Source organism: Mycolicibacterium aichiense, from assembly GCF_010726245.1.
GTDB lineage: Bacteria > Actinomycetota > Actinomycetes > Mycobacteriales > Mycobacteriaceae > Mycobacterium > Mycobacterium aichiense.
This window is the reverse complement of sequence record NZ_AP022561.1, coordinates 2,886,050-2,909,129: the sequence shown is the minus strand read 5'-3', so window position 1 is coordinate 2,909,129 and position 23,080 is coordinate 2,886,050. Positions and strand designations below refer to the sequence as shown.

Sequence of the window (23,080 nt, the reverse complement as noted above, 5' to 3'; positions counted from 1 at the left end):
CCGTTCATCAGCCGCGCGTTCATCTTGGCAGAGCAGAGGCGCAAACGCCGTATCTGGTTCGTGTGCAACAGCGCACTCCTGACCCCCGGTCCAGGTTAGTGGCCGGAGTTCGGCGCAGCGCCGCCGAAGTGGGGCGGGCGGATCTACGCTGGGGCCATGACCGACCAAGACCGCGCTGCGGCCCGCCGCGAGATCGCCGATGCTCTGCTCACCGCGCTCGAGCGCCGCCACGAAGTGATCGACGCCATCGTCGCCTCCGACAACCGGGACTCGGCGATCACCGCCATCACCGAACTGCTCGGCACGTCGCGCCGCGGGACCGAGGCCGTGCTCGGGCTGTCCTTCGAACAGGTGACCAGAGATTCGCGGGACCGCATCACCGCCGAACTGCGAGATCTCAACAGCCAGCTCTCCTTCACCCTGGGTGAGCGGCCGGCCAGCACCGACGAGAGCCTGCAGCTGCGCCCGTTCGCCGACGAGTCCGATCGCGACATCTTCGCAACGCGCACCCAGGAGATCGGCGCTGCCGGTGACGGTTCCGGGGCGCCCGCCGGGCTGGTTGATGACGAAATTCGTTCGGCGCGAGACCGTTTGACGGCCGAGGAGGCGGCGTGGTTTGTCGCTCTCGACGGTGACGAGAAGGTCGGCCTGGTGTTCGGCGAGCTGGTCGGCGGCGAGGTCAACGTGCGGATCTGGATTCATCCCGATCACCGAAAGAAGGGGTACGGCACCGCCGCCCTGCGCAGATGCCGCTCGGAGATGGCGGCGGCGTTCCCCGCCGTTCCGTTGGTGGTCCGGGCCCCCGGCGCGGCCCCGCGCTGAGCCTGGGCGCCGCAGGTGAACGTCGCCGTGCAGGTCGTCCTGCTGGTGGTCGGCATCCTCGCGGTGCTCGGACTCATCGCAGGGGTGATCGTGCTGATCTACCGCGGCAGGTATCGCGCCGCCGCCGAGCAGCTCGGCACCGAGCTGGCGGTGGAGACCATCGTGCGCCCGCTGGAGAAGGGCAACTATCGGGGCTCGACCGCGCCCGGCTTCCCCACGGTGAAGAACAACGGGCGCATCGCGCTGACCCGGCGGCGGCTGGTGTTCCTCACGCTGACCGGCACCACGATCAGCATTCCGGTGGACTCCATCACCGGGTTGCGGCTGACGAAAGTGTTCAAGGGCAGTGTCGCCGGCGGGTGGACCCATCTGGTGGTGCGCACCGCGGCCGGCGAGATCGCGTTCTACGTCAACGACACCCAGGCCTGGCTGCACGCGTTGGGCGAGGCCACCGGGCACACGCCCGATCCCGTGGCCTGATCGGCCTCTGCGTAATCTCGCTCGGTATGAGCGTGCGCGCGGGAATCGTGGTCACCGGCACCGAAGTCCTCACCGGACGCGTCGCGGATCGCAACGGTCCGTGGGTGGCCGACCGGCTTCTGGAGTTGGGCGTCGAACTGGCCCACATCACGATCTGTGGTGACCGTCCCGCCGACATCGAGGCGCAGCTGCGGTTCCTCGCCGCCGAAGGTGTCGACCTGATCGTCACCTCCGGCGGGCTGGGCCCGACGGCCGACGACATGACAGTGGAGATGGTGGCGCGGTTCTGCGGTCGTGAGCTGACGCTCGACACCGAGCTGGAAGCCAAGATCGCGGCGATCCTGAAGCATCTGATGGCCCGCTTCACCGGCGTCGACTTCGACGCGGTGCTCGCGGCCAACCGCAAACAGGCGATGGTGCCGGTGGGCGCCCACGTCCTCGACCCCGTCGGGACGGCGCCCGGTGTGGTGGTCCCCGGCTCGCCGACGGTCCTGGTGCTGCCCGGCCCGCCGCGCGAACTTCAGGCGATGTGGCCGGCCGCTGTCGCGGACGACGCCTTCCAGCAGGCCATTGCCGGCCGGACCGTTTACCGCCAGGACACGGTCCGGATGTTCGGGCTGGCCGAGTCCGGACTTGCCGAGACGCTGCGAGACGCCGAGAGCCTGCCGGGTTTCGGTGACCTGGAGATCACCACGTGCCTGCGGCGCGGTGAGGTGGAGATGGTCACCCGCTACGAGCCGCAGAGCGAGCCGGCCTACGCGCGGCTGATGGAACTGGTGCGCAGCCGGCACGGGGACACGCTGTTCTCCGAAGACGGTTCGCTCGTCGACGATCAGGTCGCTCGGATCTTGGCGGGGCGGCGCATCGCGACGGCGGAGTCCTGCACCGGCGGATTGCTGGCGGCCCGCCTGACCGAACGGGCCGGCTCGTCGGCCTATGTCGCCGGCGCGGTGGTGGCCTATGCGAATGAGGCGAAGGCCGATGTGCTCGGCGTCGCACCCGGGCTCATCGAGCAGTGTGGCGCGGTGTCCCAGGAAGTGGCCGAAGCGATGGCGGCGGGCGCGGTGCGCCGCTTCGGGGCCGACACCGCGGTCGCGATCACCGGGATCGCCGGACCGGATGGTGGAACCGAGGACAAACCAGTGGGCACCGTCTGGTTCTGCGTGATGCTGGGCGACGGCACGACGGTCAGCCGGTCGGTTCGGCTGCCCGGGGAACGCGCCGACATCCGGGAGCGCTCCACCACCGTGGCGATGCACATGCTGCGGCGGGCGCTGCTCGGATTGTCCTAGGCCAGAGAGCCTTCGGCGTCGGCGGCGACGAGTTCGTCGGGGTTGCACAGCGCATGCATACGTGCGCCGAGGTCGGCCAGTTCGACGATGATCTCGGCCCGGCCCAACCCTGCATCGAGGGCTTCGCTGAGCAGCAGTTCGATATCCACGCGGCGATTCTCGACGGCATCGGCGTTGGCACCGTCGGCGTGCGATATCCGCGCGGCGCGAATCATGCGCCAGGCGTAATTGCGTTCTGCGAGGGCGTCATTCATCACTTCACCTTTCGACGGCGGCGCACTGACTTATCCGTCAATTCACCGGTGAGCCCCATTGCTTATGTGACAGCTTGGCCTGTCGTTGCGTTTACCGACAGAGACTTCTGGCCCATGCCGGCAGGGGCATTGGGCATAAGCCCGGGCCAGTTCGGCCACGAACACCATTGACGAACCCGCCGAAATGGCCGCGATTGACGTAATTGCTCACGTACCGTGAAACGGTCCAATTCAGCGTGACCCTAATGGGGGAGAGCTTCATGCGAAAATTCATCTTGGGTGTTGCGACGGCAGGAATGATCGCCGGTTCACTGGCCGGCGCGGTTACCGCCAATGCGGCATCGACGAACAATGCGACGCCGTCCGGCCCGGGGCATTCACCGATCATCACGGCGCTGGATTGCCAGGGCGGGACCGGAAATATGGGTTGTGGCGCAGGCTTTTTCTGGCGCGACGGCTGGCGCGGCTGGGGCTGCTACCCCTGCTGATCGACTGCATGTAATAGCCCGGTATTCATTCCCTTTCTGAACGGAAGTATTCGAATATGAACTCTCGTTGTATTGGCGGCCTGACCGCCGCGGTGTTATCGGCGGGTATGACGCTCGGCGCGGGTATGGCATCGGCCGACCCCGGCGATTACACCGTCCTGCTGATCGACCCCAATGTGGTGACCGATTCGCTGGCCTACACGGCGGCGCCGCCCACCCTGAATCCCGGCGGCCAGCCCGGCGCCATGACGGTGTACACCCACCGCGACGGACGCACGATCACCGACACCGTGTGGGTGCTGGCCGACCCGGCTGCGGCAGCCGGTGCGATCAGCTCTGCTCAGGCTGCCACCCCCGTCGCCAACCAGAAGTCGGTGGCCGCGCCCGTCGGGCAGGGCGGACAGCTGATCACCGGGACCTCACCGGACGGCACCCGATCGCTGAGTGTCCTGTACTTCACCGAGGGCAACGCCGCGTCGTCGATGGAGTTCTCCGGCCCCGTCGCCGACCCGGCACCCAACGATCTGGTGATCGACTTCGGTCAGAAGCAGGACGCGTTGATCAAGAGCCAACTCGGCGCGTGACGACGACGGCCCGCGTGGCGCCGATCAGCGCGGCGCGGGCTTTCGTTCACCGGGTGTGAGTGATCACGCCTTCTCGTCGCGGTCCCACAAGTCGAGCATGGTGCGCAGGATGTCCTCGGCTCGCCCCAGGCCGGCCAGGTGGCTCTCGCCGGAGAGCGTGTAGAGCTCGGCGTCGGGCAGCTTGGACACCACGTGCTGGCCGTGGGCGAACGGCACGATGTGGTCGCGGTCGCCGTGCCACCACCGCACGGGCACCTTGACCTCGTCGAGCCGGAAGCCCCAGTCGCGGGCGAACACCACGATGTCGGCGAGCGGCGCCGCCAGCTGCTTGCGGCTGCCATTGAGCAGGTCGTCGAGGAACATCGCCTTGAACTCCGGGCGGACGAGCATCTTGCGGTCACCCTCGGGGGAGATGCCGGCGTAGATGTACAGGGCCGGCTCGGCCACCGGGCGGATCAACCGGATCAAGCTGACCGCGGCCAGGCGCAGTGGAGCCCCGGCGACCTCGATGATCGGTGCCGCAAACGTGCCGACTTTCATCAATCCGCCGGCAATCGCCTCGGGCCCGACGGTGGGAGCCACCCCGCCGAGCACACCGGCGGCCACGATGCGGTCCGGCATTGCCGTCGCGCAGCCCAACGTATAGGGGCCGCCACCGGACAGGCCGACGACGGCCATCTTGTCGACACCGAGGGTGTCGGCGATGATCGCCAGGTCCTTCGAGAAGGCCAGCACGTTCTCGTACTGGTACGGCGTGGAGGAGCCGATCCCCGGCCGGTCGATACCGATCAGTCGAATGTCGTTCTGCTCGGCGAACACTCGCGCTTCCACCGGAATCTGACGGCGAGCCCCCGGGGTGCCGTGCAGCCAGAACACGGCACGGCCCTGGGCGCAGCCGAACTCGGCAAATCCGATCTGGCGGTCCTCGGAGACGGCGACGTTGCCTTCCAGTTTGGGACGCGCGATAGCGACAACCATGGGCACAGTGTCTCACGCGAGACCGCGGCCGCTGCACCGATCGACGCAATGGTGGACGGGCACAGCAAAGGCGCTCAGACCGCGGGCCCGCCCAGCCAGCCTGCCGGGCGCCGCTGCGCCCACGGGACCGCCTGCTCGAACTGGGCCGCCAGCTGCAGCAGCACGGTCTCTTCGCGAGCCATCAGCTGAACACCCACGGGTAGTCCGTCCTCGGTGGTCGCCAGCGGTAACGAGATCGCGGCCCACCCGGTCACATTGGCCATGGTGGTCCACCCGGTGTGCGCGAACTCGACGTCGAAGAAAGCCCGGGTGGTGCCGCGCGGCTGATCCAGGATGCCGTAGTGCGGCGGCGGTGCCAGCAACGTCGGTACCAGTAACACGTCGTGGGCGCCCATTCCCGCGACGAACCGGCGGGTCTGGGCGTGGATGGCCTCGATCGCGTCGGCGTAGTCGACGCCGGCGGTGGTGAATCCCTCGCGCATCATCACCCAGCTGCTGGGCTCGAACTCGTCCTCGCGGGGATCGCGGCTCAGATGGGCCTTCGCGAAGTTGTACAGCTGCACGTTGCTGACGTTGTGCAGCACGGCGATCGCGTCGGCGACCACATCGGGGTCGAACGACGGCGCCCCCGGTTCGATGTGGTGACCGGCCGATTCCAATGCGCGCCCGGCAGATTCGACGGCGGCGGCGACGAGCGGGTCGGTCGGCGGAGCCGGGAAAGGGGAGTGCGTGGCGATCAGGATGCGCTGGCGCGGCGGCGGCTCACCGATGGCGCGCAGATAGGCCTGGGCGGGCGGTGCGGCGTTGTACGGATCGCCGGGAGCGCCACCGGTGACCGCGTCGAGGAGAGCGGCGCTGTCGCGCACCGTGCGCGTCAGTGCGTGTTCGACGGCCAATCCCTCCAGCAGCTGCCCGGACGGCGCGAACGAGGTGCGGGCACGTCGCGGTTTGAGCCCGACCAGGCCGCAGCACGACGCAGGCACCCGGATCGACCCGGTGCCATCCCCGCCCGAGGCCGCCGGGACGACACCGGCGGCCACCGCCGAGGCAGACCCGCCACTGGAACCACCGGGGGTGATGTCCGGCGACCACGGATTGCCGGTGCGGCCGAACAGGGACGGCTCGGTGGTGCAGTGATTGCCCCACTCCGGGGTGTTGGTCTTGCCGAACACCACCAGTCCCGCGGCCAGATAACGCTCCACGATCCACGCGGTCTCCGGCGCGATGTGGTCGCGCAATGCCCGCGAACCCATCGCCTCGCGGGCGCCGGCCAGCGAGGCACCAAGATCCTTGAGCAGGAAGGGAACCCCGGCCACCGGCCCGGCGGTCCCGCCGCGTAGCGCACCGCTTCGGTCGAGGGCGACGGCCTGGTCGCGTCCCCGCTCGAACAGGTCGGTGATGACGGCGTTGAGCCCGCGGGCCGCGTCGAGTCGCAGGATCGCCGCGTCGAGCAGCTCGGCGGCGGACACGTCTCCGGAAGCGGCTAACGCGGCCTGCCCGATGGCATCGAGGTCGGCGAGCTCAGCGGCGAATGTGGGATCCATTGTCACGGATCCTCGCCGCCGGACCCGGCACCGGCAAGTTGGCGCGCGGAACTACCCGTTACCGCCGGGGGTGGCCAGCTCGCTCGATTGGCTCTGCTGGGCGGCGGCGTCCTTGGCCGCCTGCTCCTCTTCGGCCGCCTTTTCCGCCTGGCCCTCCGGGCTCGCCAGCGAGTTGCCGGGCTTGCCCGCGGTGGCAAGCTTGGCGTTGCAGTTCAAGTAGAGAAGCACGGTGTCGGTGACGGGGGAGAAGTTGTCGCCCTTGAGCCAGTCGGCCTTCTGTGACCGCGTCACCACACAGTCGCCCTGGTCGGTGGAATCGCCGACGGATGTCGCGATGACAGCCTTCTGCCCGGCATCGCCGATCGCCTTGGAGGCGTCGGAGTAGGACTGACCGGCGTAGTCGTCGGCCAGCGCCACCCCGGATCCGAGCGTGAGTGACATCGCACCGAGCGTGAGTGCCCCGAGTCCGAACCGAACAAGCTTGGTCATCTGTGTTCCTCCACGGCAGGTCCCCGAACAAGGCAGCGTCACAGGCGCCGGGACGCGGAAATTGAGAATAAGACGACTTACTGGCAACTAACTGGGTGACAGCTGGTGGCATGCTGGCAGCCGCCAGGGGTCGTGCCGCACCGTCTCTTTGCCTTCCGGAGCCCGGCCTGTCACGTCGCCGATATCGTCCGGTCGGCCCGGACTAGTTGACTGGCCGCATGTCTGAGACCACGACCGAGCCCGAAACAGCCGCCGTGCAGGCCGCCGCCGAGCAGCCACAGGAGCGGACCACCATCGTCGTCCGCCATGTCCTCGAGCGGCAGATCGCCGCGGGTCAGGCGCTGAGCAGCCAATTGCTCGATGTCGCAACAGATGTCACCACCGCGATCGCGCACGCCCCCGCTGCCTTCGCGGGTGCCATCCAAGACGGGGAGACCATCGCCGCGGCCTGGGAACGCACCGGCACCGGCGTGCAGGATGTGGTCGACGACGCTCGCGGCCGGTTGCGCGCCGCGGTCGTCAGTTACGTCGGTCATCAGGCCACCTTGCCGGTGGCCGTCCTGGGCTACGCCGGTGAGGTCGCCGGTTCGGTGGCCTCCGCGCAGGGCACCCTCGCTGGGTCCGCACTCGACGGTGCGTTCGCCGTCGCAGCCGCCGCAACCCAGGGCGATGACGTGCGGGCAGCACTCGGCCGCAACATCGAGGAACTGCGGGCCACCGCGACCGCGGCCCGGGGCGACGTCAACGAGTCGGTCAAGCGGGCCGGCCGCGAGGTTCGCGAGGCCGTCGGCGGCGATGTCGAACCGCTGGTTGCCGCGATCACCGGTGCCGGCGAGGATTCTTGACAGACAACGAACTTCAGGTGACAAGCCGCACACTGCGACGTGTGTCGCGGCGGCCGGCGCCGATCGGCTGGCACAGTGGTGGTGTGGCACAAACACGGCGGACACGATCGGGCTCCTGGCGGCATCCGTTGTCGCTGGGGTTCGAAGCGCACCGCGGCCTGCTGTTGCTGCGCCTGCGCTGGCACGAGCGGCGCGCGCCCACCTCACATACCGGTGCTGGTGACCCGTCGTCGGTATGACGACGGGGTTTCCCCGCAGAACTGGCTGAAGGCCCTGGTGAACGACCCGACGCTGTCGAAGCCCACCGCGGTGGCGGTTTGCTGCACGCTCTGGGCGGGGGCGGCCAACAAAGCCATTGCCCGCAGCATCCTGGCGTGCAAAAGGTAAGTGCGCCAAGGCATCTGCGCCTCGCTATGGAACTGCCTGCGTAGCGTTCGCTCCGACACGGCCACCGCGCGGCAGACGTCGGCGAGCGTCACCGACTGCAGGTGCTCCTTGGTGTAGGCCATCGCGGCGGCGACCACCGGATCGTGGGAGCTCGGAAGGCTCAGCGGCGCTTCGTGATCCAGCGCCTCGGCCACCAGATTGGCCAGTGTGCGGAAAAACCCGTCGGACGTGTCGTCGCCGGCGTCGCGGTAGATGGGCCAGCGCAGGGCGTAGAGCATCATCTCCCGGATCAGTGGGGAGACCGCCAAGATCCGGGCACGGTTACCGGCGCTCGGAATCAGTGCCGGGTCGAACATCACCGCCAGAGTCTTGACGGCGGGATTCATGGTGGCCTGATGCTCCAGCCCGGCCGGAATCCAGGCGGCCTGCTGGGGTGGCAGCAAATAGTGCGCCGACGCGGTCTCGACCTCGACCACCCCGCCGATCGCATATTCGATCTGATGCACGTCGTGGAAATGCCAGCCGGTGACCAGTAGCTCGCCCTCGTACAGATAGCTGCCGGCCAGAACGCGTCCACCACGGCGCAGCTCGACCTGGCCGATAGTGGCCGGTCGAGGCTCCGGTCTGGATTTGGCCGGTCCGGCGCTCAGTCCATTGTTGGCCGTTCCGGCCAAGTGTCTGGCCGAATGTGCGGAGACGGTCATGATTATCGAGGGTACAACTGAGGCCATGAATGTCGACGACCTCATCCTGGTGAGCATTGACGATCACGTCGTGGAGCCCCCCGACATGTTTCTCAATCATGTTCCGGCCAAGTACAAGCCCGAGGCCCCGATCGTCGTCACCGACGACAAAGGCGTGGACCAGTGGATGTACCAGGGCCGCCCGCAGGGTGTCAGCGGCCTGAACGCCGTCGTCTCGTGGCCGGCCGAGGAGTGGGGCCGCGACCCGGCGGGCTTCGCCGAGATGCGCCCCGGCGTCTACGACGTCCACGAGCGGGTGCGCGACATGAACCGCAACGGCATCCTCGCCTCGATGTGCTTCCCGACCTTCACCGGTTTCTCCGCCCGGCACCTCAACATGACTCGTGAAGACGTCACGTTGGTGATGGTGTCGGCTTATAACGACTGGCACATCGACGAGTGGGCCGGGACGTACCCGGACCGCTTCATCCCGATCGCGATCCTGCCGACGTGGACGCCGGAAGGGATGTGCAACGAGATTCGCCGCGTCGCGGCCAAGGGCTGCCGGGCCGTCACCATGCCCGAGCTGCCGCACCTGGAGGGCCTGCCCAGCTACCACGACGAGGACTACTGGGGTCCGGTCTTCCGGACGCTGTCCGAGGAGAACGTGGTGATGTGCCTGCACATCGGCACCGGATTCGGGGCGATCAGCATGGCGCCCAACGCTCCGATCGACAACATGATCATCCTGGCCACCCAGGTATCGGCGATGTGTGCCCAGGATCTGTTGTGGGGACCGGCGATGCGCAACTACCCGGATCTGAAGTTCGCGTTCTCCGAGGGTGGTATCGGCTGGATTCCGTTCTACCTGGATCGCAGCGACCGGCACTACACCAACCAGAAGTGGCTTCGCCGCGACTTCGGCTCTCAGCTGCCCAGTGAGGTGTTCCGGGACCACTCGCTGGCCTGCTACGTCACCGACAAGACGTCGCTGAAACTGCGGCACGAGATCGGCATCGACATCATCGCCTGGGAGTGCGACTACCCGCATTCGGATTGCTTCTGGCCGGACGCACCCGAGCAGGTGCTGGCCGAGCTGAATGCGGCGGGCGCGTCGGATTCCGACATCAACAAGATCACCTGGGAGAACTCCTGCCGGTTCTTCAGCTGGGATCCGTTCGCGCGCACCACAAGGGACGAGGCGACGGTGAAGAGCCTGCGCGCCAAGGGCGCTGACGTCGATGTGTCCATCCGGTCGCGAGCGGAGTGGGCCGCCCGCTTCGCCGAGAAGCAGCTCGCGCAGACCTAAGCCACGTCATCGAGATCGACGCCAGCGTGCGAAAGTGCGAGTAACCCTCACGCCACCGTCGATCTCGGTGACGTTCGACGCCGGATTGCCTCGCGCACCTGCCGGACGACATCCTCAGGGCGGTCCTCTGCGATCACCCGGATGACGATCCAACCCAGCTGTTCGAGTCTGCGTATCCGGCGTTGGTCCTTGACGTATTGGGCTCGGTTCGTCCGGTGATGATCGCCGTCGTACTCGACGGCCACTTTGATGTCGTCCCAACCCATATCGAGGACGGCCAGTATCCGCCAGCCATCCGTGACGGGTATCTGTGTGGTCGGCGGCGGAAAACCCGCATCGATCAACAGCATTCGTAGCCAGGTCTCCTTGGGGGACGCCGCTCCGCCATCGACGAGCGGAAGAATCGCTGTGAGCTGCCGCAGGCCGCGTGCGCCCGGGTGCGCGCGCGCCAGCTGCACGACGTCGTCGATCGAGAAGAAGGTGGCCCACTTGAGCGCGTCAAGGCGGGCAATCGCCGTCTCGGCGGGCAGGTGACGACCAAGATCGAATGCGGTTCGCACCGGGGTGGTCACCGGCAGACCTGAGACCTGCCCAACCTCGCCGGCTCTGAGTGTTTCGTTTCGGACGATCAGCCCGTCGTGCGGGCGGGAGTTGCGGCCGATCAATTCGATCGGCTCGTGGACGTCGACCCACTGCGAGCCGTGCAACGCGGCGGCCGCCACACCCGATATCACGGCCCGTCGCCTGGACCACAACCACGCCGCCCAGGTCCGATCGGCCAATGACGGGTCGACGGACGCCGCGACGTAAACATCGCGATAGATGGGCCGGTACCAGCGGCGTAACTCGTGCTCGGTCAGCTGCTCGGCGGCGAGCGCTTCACTACCGATGAACACGCGATTCATCCCCGCATGCTGGCGTATGCCACCGACAATCCATCGAGATCGACGCTGGCGCGCGAAAGTGCGGGAGGCGGGCACGCTGGCGTCGATCTCGGCGGGAGAAGTTTGGGATCGGTAGCCGCGAGCCCCAGTTGTACTTCCCTCGTGACGGCGCCACCGAGGCGCCGCGCGAACGAAGGGAACACAGGTGAAGCGAATCCTCGCGGTCGGTGTCGGCGTGCTCGGCTGCAGCATGCTGCTCATGGCTTGCTCCGACAACAACAGCAGCAGCAAGGGCTCCAGCTCGGCGACGGGCGCCGCGCCCACCAGTGTCTCGGTGGCCTCCAGCGGGAAGACGTCGGTGAAGGTCGAGGGGAATGACCTCCAGGGCCTGGACCTGAACTCCGTGACATGCGTGAAGCAGGGCGGCACGATCAACATCGCCAGCGGCGCGGTGGGCGGTCAGCAAGGGCTCGGTGTGGTCATGAAAGACGGCCAGCCGCCGACCGTGCAGTCTCTCGGGATGGTCGTCGACGGCAACGCGCTCGCGGTCAGCGACAACATGGGCATGAAGACCGGTTCTGCCGATGTGAAGGTGGACGGCAGCACCTACACCATCACCGGTGAGGCGGCCGGCGCCGACATGAAGAACCCGATGGCCGGCATGATCAGCAAGAAGTTCGAAATCTCCGTCACCTGCAAGTGACGTGACCAACCGTTCGGGCGACGGACGGCGGACGTGCCGAGCACGTCCGCCGTCTCGCCGTTATCCGTATCGGCGGCGGTGGCCGACTTATGATCCAGCCGTGTCCATCACCGGCGATCTGCAACGGGCTCGCCAGCTCGCCCTCGCCGCTCAGGAGGAGAAGGCCAAGGACCTCCTGCTGTCGCTGATGCCGCAGATCGAGAGCGAGGACCGCGACGACCTCGCACTTGAGGCCTTCGCCCAGCTCGGCGAAATCTATCTCACCCGAACGGCTTACGACGGCACGCGGGAATGCCTCAAGCGCATGACCGACTGCCTCGCCGCCTACCCCGCCCGCGGGGCAGGCACCGACCGGATGGTCGCGCGCTACACCCTGCGAGCACGTTTCCTGCGCACCGGTCTGGCGGCAGCAGCCGGGGAACACGAACACGCCGCGGCCGAGCTCACCGGACTGCGCGACGACGACAGCGGGCAGCGGTTCGCCGACCTCGATCCCGAGCAGCGCCATCTCGCGACGTTGGCCGGGGTGCTGTGCGCAACCGCGCTGTGCGACGACGACCTGCATGTGCCGGCAGCGCAGTTGTGGCAGGACATCATTCCGGTCATCGACGAGCTGGCCGACGGCACTGACGACGCCGACCAGCTGTTGGTCGCCGCCGGGCTGGCGTACGGCCGGTTCTGCGTGGAGACCGGCAGGGTCGACGAAGGGGAGCAGTGGTTGCGTCGGGCCGGTGCCCGTGCGCAGCGCCGCGAGTGGAAACTGTATTGGGCCAGAGCCGAACTGGAGACCGCCGCGGCCATGTGGATGCGCGGCGACCATGAATCCACCGAACGTCTCGTCGGGTCGGCCTACCCGGTGATCGCCGAGCATTCCCGCGCTCACGATGTCGCCCGCTGCTGGCTGTATTTCGGGCTGACCCGGCTCGGTGTCGGCTGGCTCAAAGAGGCCGACGAATCCTGGGGCCACGCCGAGACGCAGTGGCGCGAGTTGGGCCGTCCGCTGTTCGTCCACCGCATTCTGTTGCAGCGCAGCTGGATATCGGTGTTCCGCGGCCGGTTCGATGAGGCTGTCGAACAGGTGGCGGAGGCACGACGGTTCCTCGACGGCTGGCCGCGATCGAGTTGGCTGCAGTATGCGCGGCTCGACGACCACCTCGGTTCGATCTGGCGGGCCGACGCGTTGGCCGATCTGAACTTCGACGGGATCGGCGATCCCTCGGATAGCTGGCAGGCGCACAAGGAGCGCCAGGTCGCCTCCCACGGAGTCACGCGGTTCGACTCCGGGAGCGACCGCCACCGCAGTGCGCTGGCCAAGCTGGAGAAGGCCGCCGAACTCAAGATTCCGGCAGCGCTCGCGGTCGACTCGGTGCGCTACGCCATGACCGATGCGGACGCACGATGGCGGTGGGCCTCTCAGGTGTCGGCGCGCATGCTGGCCGGTGCCTTCTCGGTGGCCTGGGAATGGGAGAACGACGAACTGCTCAGTGAGCTCATCGAATACCACTGCGCACGTGGAACTTTCGCCAGTCAGCCGCGGGGCGAAGCCGGCGGCTGGGAAGCGTCGGCCACGGTGACGGTCCCCGTCGAGACGTTCGACGAGGAAGCCCTGGCCGCCGGCGGCTATTCGGTCGACGCCCTGACACAGACGACGCTCGGGGCGCTGCCGCCACTGCAGATGGATCCCGACGGCTCACCGATCCTGGCGCGCTATCGGCTTCTTGCGCAGAACCGCTACGGCCAAGCCGTGACCTCCGACGGCCCCGTCTGGTCGACGTGGCCATGACCACGACCCTGGTGCTGCGCTACGCCGACGTCGGCGTGGCGACCTATGCCAGCCTGCGCGTGGTCAGCCAACCGCAGCGCACGGTGACGTGGGTGGTGCACGAGCCGATCGTGCTGGCCGCGCTGGAGGAACTGCGCGCGGCACTGCCCGATCCCGACGGTGACGAGAGTTTGGCCGACGCGCTCGACCGGGCGTTGACCCGCGGCCCGTTCGCCACGCAGACCGGCGAGTTGACCCTCGCGTACATCCTCGGTGTGTTGCTGATCTCCGGGCCGGGGTGGCAGCTGATCGCCGATGCGACCCGGGACGCGGCATCTGCCGCCGGTCCGCGCCCGGTCCTGTTCGTCTCACCGAGCGCGCGCCTGGCCCGCATCCCGTGGGCGGCCATGGCTGTCCCGCTGACCGGGCCGAGTCCCGAGGAACTGGTCGCCGCCCGCAAGGAGGCGGTCACCTTCACCGGGACCACTGCGGCGCGAATTCCGTGGCAGCTCGCCGACATCGATGCCGTCACCGAGGGTGTGCGACTGATGGAGCTGGTCGACGTGGTCATGGCGGTACCGCCCAACATCGCGCATGCCCCGCGCACACCGGCGCGATGGAACGAAAGACGAGGTGCGCCAGCACTTCTCGTGGTCGATCCCCGCGTACCGGGCCAGCGGCCCGATTCCGCCCTGGGGTCGGTGCTGGGCCGGCCGTCGAGCGAGGGCGCTTTGTCCCGCCATTTCGGCGAGCTGTTCGCGCACCGCGCGGTGCTGCCCGACGTCAGCGCCCCCGTGGAGTTGTTCCGCCGAAGCGACGCCGACCGGAGCTGGCTGGCTGCACATCTGCAGCGGGCTCCGAGCCGGATGCTGTTCGTCGGTCATGCCAGTGCCGCCGACCGTGCGCACGGGTACGCCGACCGTGCTGCGCTGCACCTGGCATGCACGTCCGCGGCGGAGGGCGGGGCCGAGCCGGTCGGCGATCACCGCCCGCTGCTGGCCTCGGACCTGATGGCCGCGCATCTGCCGCTGCCTCCACGGGTGGCGCTGCTCGCATGCGGTTCCGGCGGTGACTATCAGTTCGACGAAGCGACCGGGCTGGTCGCCGCGATGGTTCTCTGCGGCAGTGAGCTGGTGACTGCCACGCTGTGGTCGCTGCCGACGACCGCCGGCTATCGCCGGTTCACCGGGCGTGCCGAGGATCCGATGGCCGAGGTGGTGATGGCCGTCGACGACGCCCACGAGACCGACGACGCGGTGGCGAGCGTGAATCGCTGGCAGCGGTCCCAGATGCGCCGGTGGCGCGACGGCGATGCCGGAGCGAGCCCGTTGTATTGGGCTGCGGTGGTCACCTTCGCGGTCGGGGGCGCCCGGTGAGCGGCGGCGGCCGCGACAGAGCGGAGGTGATCAGCTGCGGTGTCGATGAACGCGCCGAGCGCTTAGGCAGGGGGCACGCACACCGCGATCGCGGACTCGTCCTCCGGCAGGTAGTAGGTGTCGATGATGCTGCCGGGGGAGACCTTGGCGAGCGCGGTCTGCGGCACCAGGGTGATCTCCCGGGCCGGGAACTGGCCGCCGCCCCGTCGGGTGACGATCAGATCCAGTTCGACCTCACAGAGCTCCTCGCGCTGACGACCGGTGGCCCGCATGCCGGTCACCACACCGCAGGAGCGGGTGCCGAACCGGATCAGATCGAGCTGGTCATGGGTGAGCACGCCCTGGCGCAGCAGTGTGTGGTCGGCGGTGGCCCGGACTGCGACCGCGTCGTCGGCCAGCGAGAGCTGCTTGCGGCTGGCCGGGTCGAAGGACACCAGCACGATCACCCCGGGGCGCAGCGCAGAGAGCACCTCGTCGTCGGCGCCGTGGCACAGTCGACCGGTGAAGCGCTGGCCGGCAACACTTTCCACTTCGATCACGATCACGGGATCGTCGGATCCCGCCACCATCTGCACGGTGCCAACGCCGATCGAGCGCGGGCAGCGGGTGCTGCGTGGGCGCCGCCTGCGCGGCGGCTGTCCGGAGAGGCCGGCGGCGACGATGATCGAGGCGAGTGCGATGGCGGAGACGACGGCGATGGCGCCCAGGAGTGCATCAGACATGGTGTGCAGCGTGCCGACCGTCGGCGGCTACCGAACCCAACTTTGCGCTGGCCTTATTCTGTCCCGATGAGCGCCGGCTCGGACACGGTCGCAGGTGTCGGCACGTCGCAACCGCGACGGGCCGTGATCGACCGTGCGTGGCGGATGATCGGCCCCGGCGTGGAGGTTCTCAGCGGTGACGACGGTGGCCCGCTGCGCAGGACGGTGAAGCGGATCATCGATCCGCTGGTGCTGCGGCTGCGCAGCAATCCCGGCTACTCCGCACCGTTCGTCGACGCCGAGGTGGCGGCTGAGATGGCCGACGTGATCGGCGACCATGCGGACCGGCTGCGGTGGGCCGCGGCATGGTTCGAGTTGATGAAGCAGGAACGCCGCCGTCTTCGAATCACCACCGGAAACGCCCAAGACCTCTATTTCCCAGTGTGTTTCGAGCTCGCCGTCACCGACGGGGCGCCCGGCGGGGATGGGCCCGACGTGGCGTCGGCGGCGCTGCGTGCCGTTCACGACGACCGCGACCGTACCGCCGTCGAGGTGCTCAACGCGCACGTCGCCTCACCGCAGGTGATGGCTCGCCTGTCGGCCCAATTGCACCGCAGCTGGGCCGATGTTCGCGCCGACGACAGCATCAGCGGACCGTTCCTGGCCGGCCTGACAACGGTGCTGGGTCCAGCCGAGGGGCATCGTGGCGCCGTTGCGCGCCAACGGGTGTGGTCGGCGCTGATTGCCGACGCAACGCCGCACAACCTCGGCGCCCGCGCTCGCAGTCAACCGTCATCATTGCCGTGGTCGCTGGTCGACCTCGGTCTGACCGCGGCACTGCCGCTGGCGCCGCCGCCGTTGACCGGCGGGCCGGAGCGTGACCGCCCGCTGGACCGCAGCGTGGTGGACCGGGTGCGGGCCACGCTGCGCCGCGCGCTGGATCGTGACGAGTTGCCAGACGTGCCGCTGCTGTGCGCCGAGGAGGTCGACCGCGCCTGTGCCCCATGGGGTTTCCTGGGGGAGGACAAGCAGGCTGCGCTGGTGGCGGGTATCGAGGTGGCCGGCCAGCTGGCACCGCTGGACGAACGGGCCGCGACCACCTATCAGGTGGCGACGATCATCCAGGCCCGGCTGCGCAAGGAGGCGTACGTACTGCATGCACGCCGGGTACTGGCCGGGGCCGATCCGGTGCACCCGCGTCAGCTCCGGGTCATCGAGGACCTCGCATGCTTCGCCCAGCCCTACCTGAGCCGGCTGTGGGCGCGGCTGCATGGCCGCGACGTGTGGCAGGAACCTTGTGCCGATGTCGACGACCTGCGCGCCCTGCTCGAGGGGGTCGCCCGTTCGGTGAGCCTCGACCACCGGCAGCGGATCAAGGCGATGCTGGAAGTGCAGGTGCTCCAATGAGACTCGTAGCCGACTCGGGATTGTGGCGGATCGGGCCCGCGGTGGCTGCGGTGCCGCTGGTCGCGGTCCTCGAGGTCGACGGCGCGGTGCTGGCCTGGACCGTCGACGAGTCCGTGGATGCATCCGGTGCACAGATCACCCTGACCGACGCCGCCCGTGCGGACTGGCTGTGGCGGGTTCTCGGCGAAGACGGCCATCAGGCGCTGGCCGCCGCCACCGCGGTTGCGCCGGATCACGAAGCCGCAGTGGATCTTTCGGGCATCGAGCTGCGGCCCGGCGCGGTGGACGGGTTGCGCAGGCTGGCGGTTGGGCATTGGCTGCGCCGGTGGTGGCCTGCCAGTGTGCGCGACGGCATCCTCGGCCTCGATCCGGCGCTGCTGGATGCCGAGATCGCGCTGCTGACCTCCGATGCCGAGGACTTCGTCGGAGAGGACAGCCTGGACGCCGACATCGGTGCGCTGCTGGCCCCGCACGCCGGAGCCCTCGCGATGCATCTGCTCGTCGGTGACCCGCGGGTGGTCGAGCTGGTCCGCAAGTCCGTCCGGCTGGCCGAGGACATCGGTGTCGACGCACCGGGCTGGGCCGACCTGAGCGATGCCGTCGACAACCTCCAGCTGCAGCCGGCGGCGGTGCACCAGGACGACTATGCGCTGGCCGCCGGTCGCGACACCGGACCGGCTCCACCGGGACTCATCGCCCGCGGGGCGGCGTCGATCGCCTGGTCGGGGGTACCCGGTGGCGTGTTCGACGCCGCGGAGGACACCGTGGGCTGGGCGGTGGCCGCCGACGGCGACGCGGCGACCGCGACGCTACACACCGCGGTGATCGGACCCGGCTCACCCGCCGGTGTCCCGGTGGCGCTGCGCTGCGGGGACATCACCGGTGTGGGCGTACTCGACGCATCGGGCCGCGCGACGATCCCGCTGCTCGATCGGTCGAACGCTGCGCTGACCGCCGCCGGCGGGTGGGACCAGGACTGGTCGGCGACCGCCGTCACCGTGGGGGCGGAGGTGGCGGAGACCGCCGACGCGCGGGAACGGGTTCGGCGGTTCGCCCGGCGGCGACTCGCGTTACCGGGGCCCGACGCGTTCCTCGCCGAGACCCTGGCCGCGGAGTCCGACTACTAGGCCAGCGGCGACGGCGGCCCGGGCTTGGCGTTTGCCGCGTCGCGGCGGCGGGCCGCCATCCCGGCCAGCGCCTCGAACACCACCCGGTGGGCGGCATTGACGGTCAACTCGGCGTGGTCGTAGGCGGGGGCGACCTCCACCACGTCGACGCCGGCGACGTCGTGCTCGTAACAGAGTTGGCGGACCATGCGCAGCAGGTCGGCACTGGTGATCCCGCCCGGCTCAGGTGTGCCGGTTCCGGGTGCATGGGCGGGATCCAGAACGTCGATATCGACTGACACATAAAGCTTGTCGGCCTTGTCGAGGGCTTCGGAGACGGCGCGCCGCATCACTTCCTTGAAGCCGTGGTCCCAGATCTCCTGCATGGTGTGCCAGGTCATGCCCTGTTCCTGCATCCATTCGAAGGTGTCCTGGGGCGGCCAGTACCCGCGCAACCCGACCTGAACGAAATGCGTTCCGGGAACGGCCCCCGACTCGATCAGCCGTCGCATCGGGGTGCCGTGGCTGGCCAGGTTGCCGTCGATGATGTCAGCGGTGTCGGCGTGGGCATCGAAATGCACGATCCCGACATTGCCGTACCCGTGCACGTCGGCGACCGCGGTGGCCGACGGCCAGGTGATCGAGTGGTCGCCGCCCAGCACCACCGGCACGATGCCCCGCGATGCGACGGTGTGCACCCGCTCGCGGATGTTGGCATGCGACACCTCGGTCAGCCCATGCGGGCAATGGGCGTCACCGAAGTCGACGACCTCGAGCCAGTCGAAGATCTCCAGCCCGAGATCCATGTGATACGTGCCCGGTTCGTAAGCGGTGGCCCGGATGGCGCGCGGGCCGAACCGGGCACCCGGACGGTTGGTGGTGGCGATATCGAACGGGGCGCCGACGATCGCCACGTCCGGGCGCCAGCTGTCCAACTGCTCCGGCTCGGTCAGGAACGGGCGATGCCCGAACGAGGCCAGGCCCGCATAGGGCAGATCCAGTTGCCCGGCCATGCCGGGAGGCAGATCACGCGCGGGCTGGTGGTCATGACCGGAACTCATTGGCCAGACATTACCGCCGTCGAGCCGGCCGGGTTAGCCTCAACGGAAGAGCATCAGATGGGAGTTGGCCGTGGGTGAATCGACCCGAGCCGAGATTGCCCGCGCGTTCGCCCAGCACCGATTCGACGACGCGCTCGGGCACCTGGCCCGCGATGTCGTATGGACGATCGTCGGCTACTCGGTGCTCGAGGGCGCCGACGCCGTCGCCTCGACGTGCCGTGACACCGCGGGCGGTCTCGCCGCGACCGTGGCCACCTGGGACCGGTGCCTCACGGTGGAACAGGACGACACCGTCGTCGTCGAGGTGCTGGGCCGGTACCGGCGCCAGGATGGCGTCACGATCGTGTCGAGTTGCCACATCATCGAATTCGCCGACGCCGAGATCGCCTCGATCACCTCCTACGGCGTTGAAGTCGACCCGGACTCGGTGGGCGCGCCCAGCGGCGTCCGGCAGGCCAGCCGCTGAGGGTCAGAGCATCGGGGTGTCGTGCTCGTCGTTGTCGCCATCGGAGATGCTGAGGTTCGGGCTCACCACATAGCGGGCCTGATTGCCGCCGGCCCGCCGTGCCTCGTACATCGCGGTGGTGGCCAACGCCACGATTTCGTCGAGGATCTCGTGGGGCGGGTGCTCCACGAGTGGCTGAAGCGGGGTGCTCACCACACCGATACTGGCCGTCATCCCGGCCGGCGAGGAGGCCACCGCACCGCGGATCCGCTCGATCAGCGGTGACGAATCGGGCGTCGTGAAGCAGTCGGCGACAAGGAATTCCGCTTCGCTGACATGTCCGAGGATCGCGTCACGGCGTACCGTCTCACGCAGAGCCTGACCCGCGGCCACCCGTGCCCGGTTGGCGCCGCGGTTGCCTGCGACGGCGACCATCGCCGCGAAGCTGTCGATGTTGACGACCGCGATCACCAGATAGCGGTCGTCGCCGCGGTTGCGCGAGGCCAGAAGCGTGGCCGTCTGGAGATAGAACGCGTCGCGGTTGAGCAGTCCGGTGAGCGGCTCGACGGCGTCGGCGCCGTCCTCGGCGCCGGTCAGCCACACCACCATCCGGCAGGAGAACGCCGCGAAGACATACAGCAGCAGGATCAGCGCGACACCGGCCAGCGTCAGCGGCAGGTCGTCGCCGGCCATCTGTACCGCCAGGTAGAGCAGGGTGCCCAGAGCGATCGCCAGGACCGTCGCCAACAAACGCGGCCCGTGAAAGAGCGCCGTGTATCCGACGATCAACGCGAACGACGATGCACCCAGCAGTCCGTAGAGCGGCACCACCGGAATGATGGATCCGATCGCGATGGACACCGCCGCGACGGCGACCAGCAACGCCGACTCGTTACGAGTCGGCCACCGGTGCCGCAACCAGATGAACGTCGATGTGAAGCACAGAGCCGACACCACGATCAGCAGCGCTCGGCTGAACGGCCACTGCAGCGTCGCCGAGCTGCCGATGGTCGACAACGTGATCAGGCCCAGCGTGAAGACGCAGCCGGCGATCACCCGGGAGGTGTAGGTCTGTGCGCCACGGGCGGCCAGCAGGGCGGTCAAGGTGTAGTACTGATTTGCGGATCGAGGGGACAGCGCCAGACGCATTACCCCACCCTTCGTGATCGCACCGCTGCTGCACGACGTGTCAGCAACGAAATCGCGCGTGCGCTACCGATGCCGGGTTCCGAGCCTAGCGAACGCTTTCTGCACTGGCCACCCCCGGTTTTCTCAGTTTTTCCGCATACGACAATTCGACCGGTGTGGCGAATGGCCGGATTCGGTCACGCCGGGACGACGACGGTGAGCTCGTTGCCTGCCCGCTCGACATGCATCCCGGCGCGGCGGGCCACCGCGGCGACCGCGGCCGCGTCGCCGGGTTCGGACCGCGATGTCGCGAGGGCCCTGGCGAACCGGCCCTTGTGCGCCTTGTTGAAATGCGTGACGACGGTTCGGCGGCCATCCGGATGTTCGGCGAGAACGTCGACCCGTACCGCGTCGGGCAGCCGGCCCAGCGCGGCGTACGAGCCCGAGCGCAGGTCGACGATCAGCTCGGCGGCGGCCATCTCCGCCAGGACGGGCTCCAGGACCGGACGCCACCGGGCCGCGAGCGTCGCGCTGCCGGGAAGTTTGGAGCCGGCCGACAGCCGGTAGGCCGGAATCGGGTCGTCGGCACGCAGCACTCCGAACAAGGCGGATCCCACCGCCAGCCGAGCGTGCGCCCGCGCCTTCGCGGCGCCGCGCAGCGACTCCACATCCAGCGCGTCGTAGAGCACGCCGGTGTAGCGGACGATGGCGGGCAGCGTGGGGGAGCTCAGCAGCGCGGCATTGCGGTCGATCTCGGCGTCCTGCGCGGGGGAGATCCCCAGCGCCGCCCGGCACGCCTCGCGATCGGCGGCCAGCGTGACGAGTTCGTCGAGCAGGTCCCGGCGCAGCGGACCCAGTGCCGGATAGCTCAGACCGTCGAGTCGCAGCGGGGGCCCGTCCCCGCCACTGCATTTGGTTTCCGACGGCGGAAGCAGAACGATCACGGTCCAGAACGGTAGCGGGGACTCCGCGACGCCAGTACCTGGCCCCGGCGCGACGCTGATAAATTTGGCGGTCAGTGTTTTGACACAACAGGACACGACTCACCAGCAGCGCATCGAGGGGTATGGGTGGCGTCGGCCGAACAGCCGAACCCTGACGACGAACTCCGGCAACTGTGGCAACTCATCAACCATCTGCCGGGCATCGTCGGATATTGGGATCGCAATCTCCGCAACGTGATTGCCAATGATGCCTACCTGCAGTACTTCGCGATGGCGCCGGATCAGGTGCACGGCCGGCATATCCGCGAAGTGTTGGGCGAAGCCGTCTACACGCTGAACCTGCCCTACATCATGGGCGCCCTCGCCGGCCACGAGCAGCTGTTCGAGCGCGAGCTGGTGGGCCTGGGCGGCGCCACGCGGCGCACCCTGCTCTCCTACGTCCCCAACATCGTCGACGGCGAAGTGCACGGCTTCTACGTTCAGGGCACCGACCTCACCGAGGAGGCCCAAGCCGAGCGCACCCTCGATGACGCACGCCGGCTGTTCGAGGTCAGCATGGCCAACGCTCCGTACGGTAAAGCGGTCGCGATGAAGACCGGCGAGGTGTTGCTCGCCAACCCGGCGTTGTGCGAATTGATCGGCTACGGCGCACCCGAACTCGTCGGCCGCGACTACCGCGAGTTCGTCCACCCCGACGACGTTGCCGCCGGTGAGCAGGAGATGGCGGCGCTGCTGGCCGGGACGGTCACCCAGATCTCCTCTGAGCGCCGGTATATCCGCCGCGACGGCAGCGTGATCTGGATGCAGCGCAGCGCAGTACTGGTGCCGGGCCGATTGCCGGGAGCCGAGGACCTCGTCATCGCGCAGTTCCAGGACGTCACCGCGCGGCGGGTCGCCGAAGCCGAGCTGGCCCGGCTGGCCGTCACCGATCAACTCACCGGGCTCCACAACCGGCGTGCTCTGGTCAGTCGCGTCGCCCAACAGCAGAGCGCCCGGCCGGCGACTCCGGTCGGCATGATCTTCATCGACCTGGACGGCTTCAAACATGTCAACGACTCGCACGGGCACGCCACCGGTGACGTCGTTCTCGCCGAGGTGGCTCGACGACTGAGAAATGCTGTCGAAGAACCGAATTCGGCGTATCGCCTGGGCGGCGACGAGTTCGTCGTCTTGTTGCCGGAAGCCGCGCGGGACGAACAGGTGCGCGCCCTGTCGGTAGCCGTGCGCTCGGCGCTGACCGGCCGCTACACCGCCGACTCGAGCGAGTTCGACCTCACCGCATCGGTGGGGTGGACGTGGGGGCACGCCGACACCGCCGAGGAGCTCATTCGCCAAGCCGACATCGACATGTACCGGCACAAGGCACGGCTTCACCAATCCGCCGTCCGGAGCGACCGCGACGTCTGAT

General features: G+C 68.5%; 24 protein-coding genes. 14 read left to right on the top strand and 10 right to left on the bottom strand.

The features are described from left to right. Nucleotides 1-156: 156 nt before the first annotated feature. Genes G6N32_RS14110 through G6N32_RS14100 form a run of 3 tightly spaced genes read left to right on the top strand, consistent with a single transcriptional unit; the run spans nucleotide 157 to nucleotide 2,594 of the window. Nucleotides 157-822 carry a GNAT family N-acetyltransferase gene (locus G6N32_RS14110; RefSeq protein ID WP_115320125.1) on the top strand — a complete coding sequence of 222 codons (666 nt, stop codon included), beginning with the start codon at nucleotides 157-159 and terminating at the stop codon, nucleotides 820-822. Nucleotides 823-837: 15 nt separating this feature from the next. Beyond that, nucleotides 838-1,302 carry a hypothetical protein gene (locus G6N32_RS14105; protein WP_115320124.1) on the top strand — a complete coding sequence of 155 codons (465 nt, stop codon included), beginning with the start codon at nucleotides 838-840 and terminating at the stop codon, nucleotides 1,300-1,302. A 26-nt stretch (nucleotides 1,303-1,328) separates the two neighbouring features. Next, complete coding sequence (locus tag G6N32_RS14100; protein ID WP_115320123.1) at nucleotides 1,329-2,594, top strand: competence/damage-inducible protein A; 1,266 nt, start codon at nucleotides 1,329-1,331, stop codon at nucleotides 2,592-2,594. Here the strand turns inward: G6N32_RS14100 and G6N32_RS14095 are convergent. Beyond that, complete coding sequence (locus G6N32_RS14095; RefSeq protein WP_147292029.1) at nucleotides 2,591-2,848, bottom strand: hypothetical protein; 258 nt, start codon at nucleotides 2,846-2,848, stop codon at nucleotides 2,591-2,593. The two genes, G6N32_RS14100 and G6N32_RS14095, sit on opposite strands and share 4 nt — an antisense overlap. 245 nt (nucleotides 2,849-3,093) lie before the next feature. On the opposite strand from G6N32_RS14095, the gene G6N32_RS14090 reads away from it, so the two are divergent. Beyond that, nucleotides 3,094-3,336: a hypothetical protein gene (locus tag G6N32_RS14090; protein ID WP_232077665.1), complete on the top strand. Its 243-nt coding sequence runs from the start codon at nucleotides 3,094-3,096 to the stop codon at nucleotides 3,334-3,336. Nucleotides 3,337-3,443: 107 nt separating this feature from the next. Continuing rightward, nucleotides 3,444-3,920 (top strand): hypothetical protein, encoded by a 477-nt coding sequence (locus tag G6N32_RS14085; RefSeq protein WP_232077663.1) that lies wholly within the window; start codon nucleotides 3,444-3,446, stop codon nucleotides 3,918-3,920. Nucleotides 3,921-3,983: 63 nt separating this feature from the next. Here G6N32_RS14085 and G6N32_RS14080 read toward each other — a convergent pair whose 3' ends face one another. From G6N32_RS14080 to G6N32_RS14070, 3 genes are all read right to left on the bottom strand, one after another. Continuing rightward, the gene (locus tag G6N32_RS14080) at nucleotides 3,984-4,898 is read right to left on the bottom strand and encodes an alpha/beta fold hydrolase (protein ID WP_115321178.1); all 915 of its coding nucleotides are present in this window, start codon (nucleotides 4,896-4,898) and stop codon (nucleotides 3,984-3,986) included. A gap of 74 nt (nucleotides 4,899-4,972) precedes the next feature. Beyond that, nucleotides 4,973-6,442: an amidase gene (locus G6N32_RS14075; protein ID WP_115320120.1), complete on the bottom strand. Its 1,470-nt coding sequence runs from the start codon at nucleotides 6,440-6,442 to the stop codon at nucleotides 4,973-4,975. A gap of 51 nt (nucleotides 6,443-6,493) precedes the next feature. Continuing rightward, complete coding sequence (locus G6N32_RS14070) at nucleotides 6,494-6,931, bottom strand: hypothetical protein (RefSeq protein WP_115320119.1); 438 nt, start codon at nucleotides 6,929-6,931, stop codon at nucleotides 6,494-6,496. Between the two features lie 218 nt (nucleotides 6,932-7,149). Here G6N32_RS14070 and G6N32_RS14065 point away from each other — a divergent pair, with 218 nt between their 5' ends. Next, nucleotides 7,150-7,776, top strand: a complete 627-nt coding sequence (locus G6N32_RS14065) for a hypothetical protein (RefSeq protein ID WP_115320118.1) — start codon at nucleotides 7,150-7,152, stop codon at nucleotides 7,774-7,776. 203 nt (nucleotides 7,777-7,979) lie between these two features. Here the strand turns inward: G6N32_RS14065 and G6N32_RS14060 are convergent, their stop codons facing one another. Continuing rightward, nucleotides 7,980-8,867: an AraC family transcriptional regulator gene (locus tag G6N32_RS14060; protein WP_115320117.1), complete on the bottom strand. Its 888-nt coding sequence runs from the start codon at nucleotides 8,865-8,867 to the stop codon at nucleotides 7,980-7,982. A 25-nt stretch (nucleotides 8,868-8,892) separates the two neighbouring features. Between G6N32_RS14060 and G6N32_RS14055 the strand changes: the two genes are divergently transcribed. Next, on the top strand, nucleotides 8,893-10,155 hold the full coding sequence (locus G6N32_RS14055) for an amidohydrolase family protein (protein ID WP_115320116.1): 1,263 nt from the start codon (nucleotides 8,893-8,895) through the stop codon (nucleotides 10,153-10,155). A gap of 47 nt (nucleotides 10,156-10,202) precedes the next feature. On the opposite strand, the gene G6N32_RS14050 is transcribed toward G6N32_RS14055, so the two are convergent. Beyond that, complete coding sequence (locus tag G6N32_RS14050; protein ID WP_115320115.1) at nucleotides 10,203-11,060, bottom strand: type IV toxin-antitoxin system AbiEi family antitoxin; 858 nt, start codon at nucleotides 11,058-11,060, stop codon at nucleotides 10,203-10,205. A 184-nt stretch (nucleotides 11,061-11,244) separates the two neighbouring features. On the opposite strand from G6N32_RS14050, the gene G6N32_RS14045 reads away from it, so the two are divergent. The 3 genes from G6N32_RS14045 (at nucleotide 11,245) to G6N32_RS14035 (ending at nucleotide 14,880) form a co-directional block, all read left to right on the top strand. After that, complete coding sequence (locus tag G6N32_RS14045; protein ID WP_115320114.1) at nucleotides 11,245-11,742, top strand: lipoprotein LpqH; 498 nt, start codon at nucleotides 11,245-11,247, stop codon at nucleotides 11,740-11,742. A gap of 100 nt (nucleotides 11,743-11,842) precedes the next feature. After that, nucleotides 11,843-13,525 carry a hypothetical protein gene (locus G6N32_RS14040; RefSeq protein ID WP_163789263.1) on the top strand — a complete coding sequence of 561 codons (1,683 nt, stop codon included), beginning with the start codon at nucleotides 11,843-11,845 and terminating at the stop codon, nucleotides 13,523-13,525. Then, nucleotides 13,522-14,880 carry a CHAT domain-containing protein gene (locus G6N32_RS14035; protein WP_115321177.1) on the top strand — a complete coding sequence of 453 codons (1,359 nt, stop codon included), beginning with the start codon at nucleotides 13,522-13,524 and terminating at the stop codon, nucleotides 14,878-14,880. The genes G6N32_RS14040 and G6N32_RS14035 overlap by 4 nt, the downstream gene beginning before the upstream one ends. Before the next feature lie 62 nt (nucleotides 14,881-14,942). Here G6N32_RS14035 and G6N32_RS14030 read toward each other — a convergent pair whose 3' ends face one another. Beyond that, the gene (locus G6N32_RS14030; RefSeq protein ID WP_115320112.1) at nucleotides 14,943-15,602 is read right to left on the bottom strand and encodes a hypothetical protein; all 660 of its coding nucleotides are present in this window, start codon (nucleotides 15,600-15,602) and stop codon (nucleotides 14,943-14,945) included. A 66-nt stretch (nucleotides 15,603-15,668) separates the two neighbouring features. Here G6N32_RS14030 and G6N32_RS14025 point away from each other — a divergent pair, with 66 nt between their 5' ends. Both G6N32_RS14025 and G6N32_RS14020 read left to right on the top strand, forming a co-directional pair. Next, nucleotides 15,669-16,988: a hypothetical protein gene (locus tag G6N32_RS14025; protein ID WP_115320111.1), complete on the top strand. Its 1,320-nt coding sequence runs from the start codon at nucleotides 15,669-15,671 to the stop codon at nucleotides 16,986-16,988. Further along, a complete protein-coding gene (locus G6N32_RS14020; RefSeq protein WP_115320110.1) occupies nucleotides 16,985-18,115 on the top strand; it encodes a hypothetical protein in 1,131 nt (376 codons plus the stop codon). Before G6N32_RS14025 ends, G6N32_RS14020 begins: the two co-directional genes overlap by 4 nt. Here G6N32_RS14020 and speB read toward each other — a convergent pair. After that, complete coding sequence (gene speB, locus G6N32_RS14015) at nucleotides 18,112-19,107, bottom strand: agmatinase (protein ID WP_115321176.1); 996 nt, start codon at nucleotides 19,105-19,107, stop codon at nucleotides 18,112-18,114. The two genes, G6N32_RS14020 and speB, sit on opposite strands and share 4 nt — an antisense overlap. A 118-nt stretch (nucleotides 19,108-19,225) precedes the next feature. Between speB and G6N32_RS14010 the strand changes: the two genes are divergently transcribed. Next, a complete protein-coding gene (locus G6N32_RS14010) occupies nucleotides 19,226-19,621 on the top strand; it encodes a nuclear transport factor 2 family protein (protein ID WP_115320109.1) in 396 nt (131 codons plus the stop codon). Between the two features lie 3 nt (nucleotides 19,622-19,624). Here G6N32_RS14010 and G6N32_RS14005 read toward each other — a convergent pair whose 3' ends face one another. After that, nucleotides 19,625-20,749 (bottom strand): diguanylate cyclase domain-containing protein, encoded by a 1,125-nt coding sequence (locus G6N32_RS14005; protein ID WP_115320108.1) that lies wholly within the window; start codon nucleotides 20,747-20,749, stop codon nucleotides 19,625-19,627. Between the two features lie 176 nt (nucleotides 20,750-20,925). Then, nucleotides 20,926-21,672: a peroxide stress protein YaaA gene (yaaA, locus tag G6N32_RS14000; RefSeq protein WP_115320107.1), complete on the bottom strand. Its 747-nt coding sequence runs from the start codon at nucleotides 21,670-21,672 to the stop codon at nucleotides 20,926-20,928. A gap of 126 nt (nucleotides 21,673-21,798) precedes the next feature. Here yaaA and G6N32_RS13995 point away from each other — a divergent pair, with 126 nt between their 5' ends. After that, nucleotides 21,799-23,079, top strand: a complete 1,281-nt coding sequence (locus G6N32_RS13995; protein WP_115320106.1) for a diguanylate cyclase domain-containing protein — start codon at nucleotides 21,799-21,801, stop codon at nucleotides 23,077-23,079. Nucleotide 23,080: the final 1 nt, after the last annotated feature.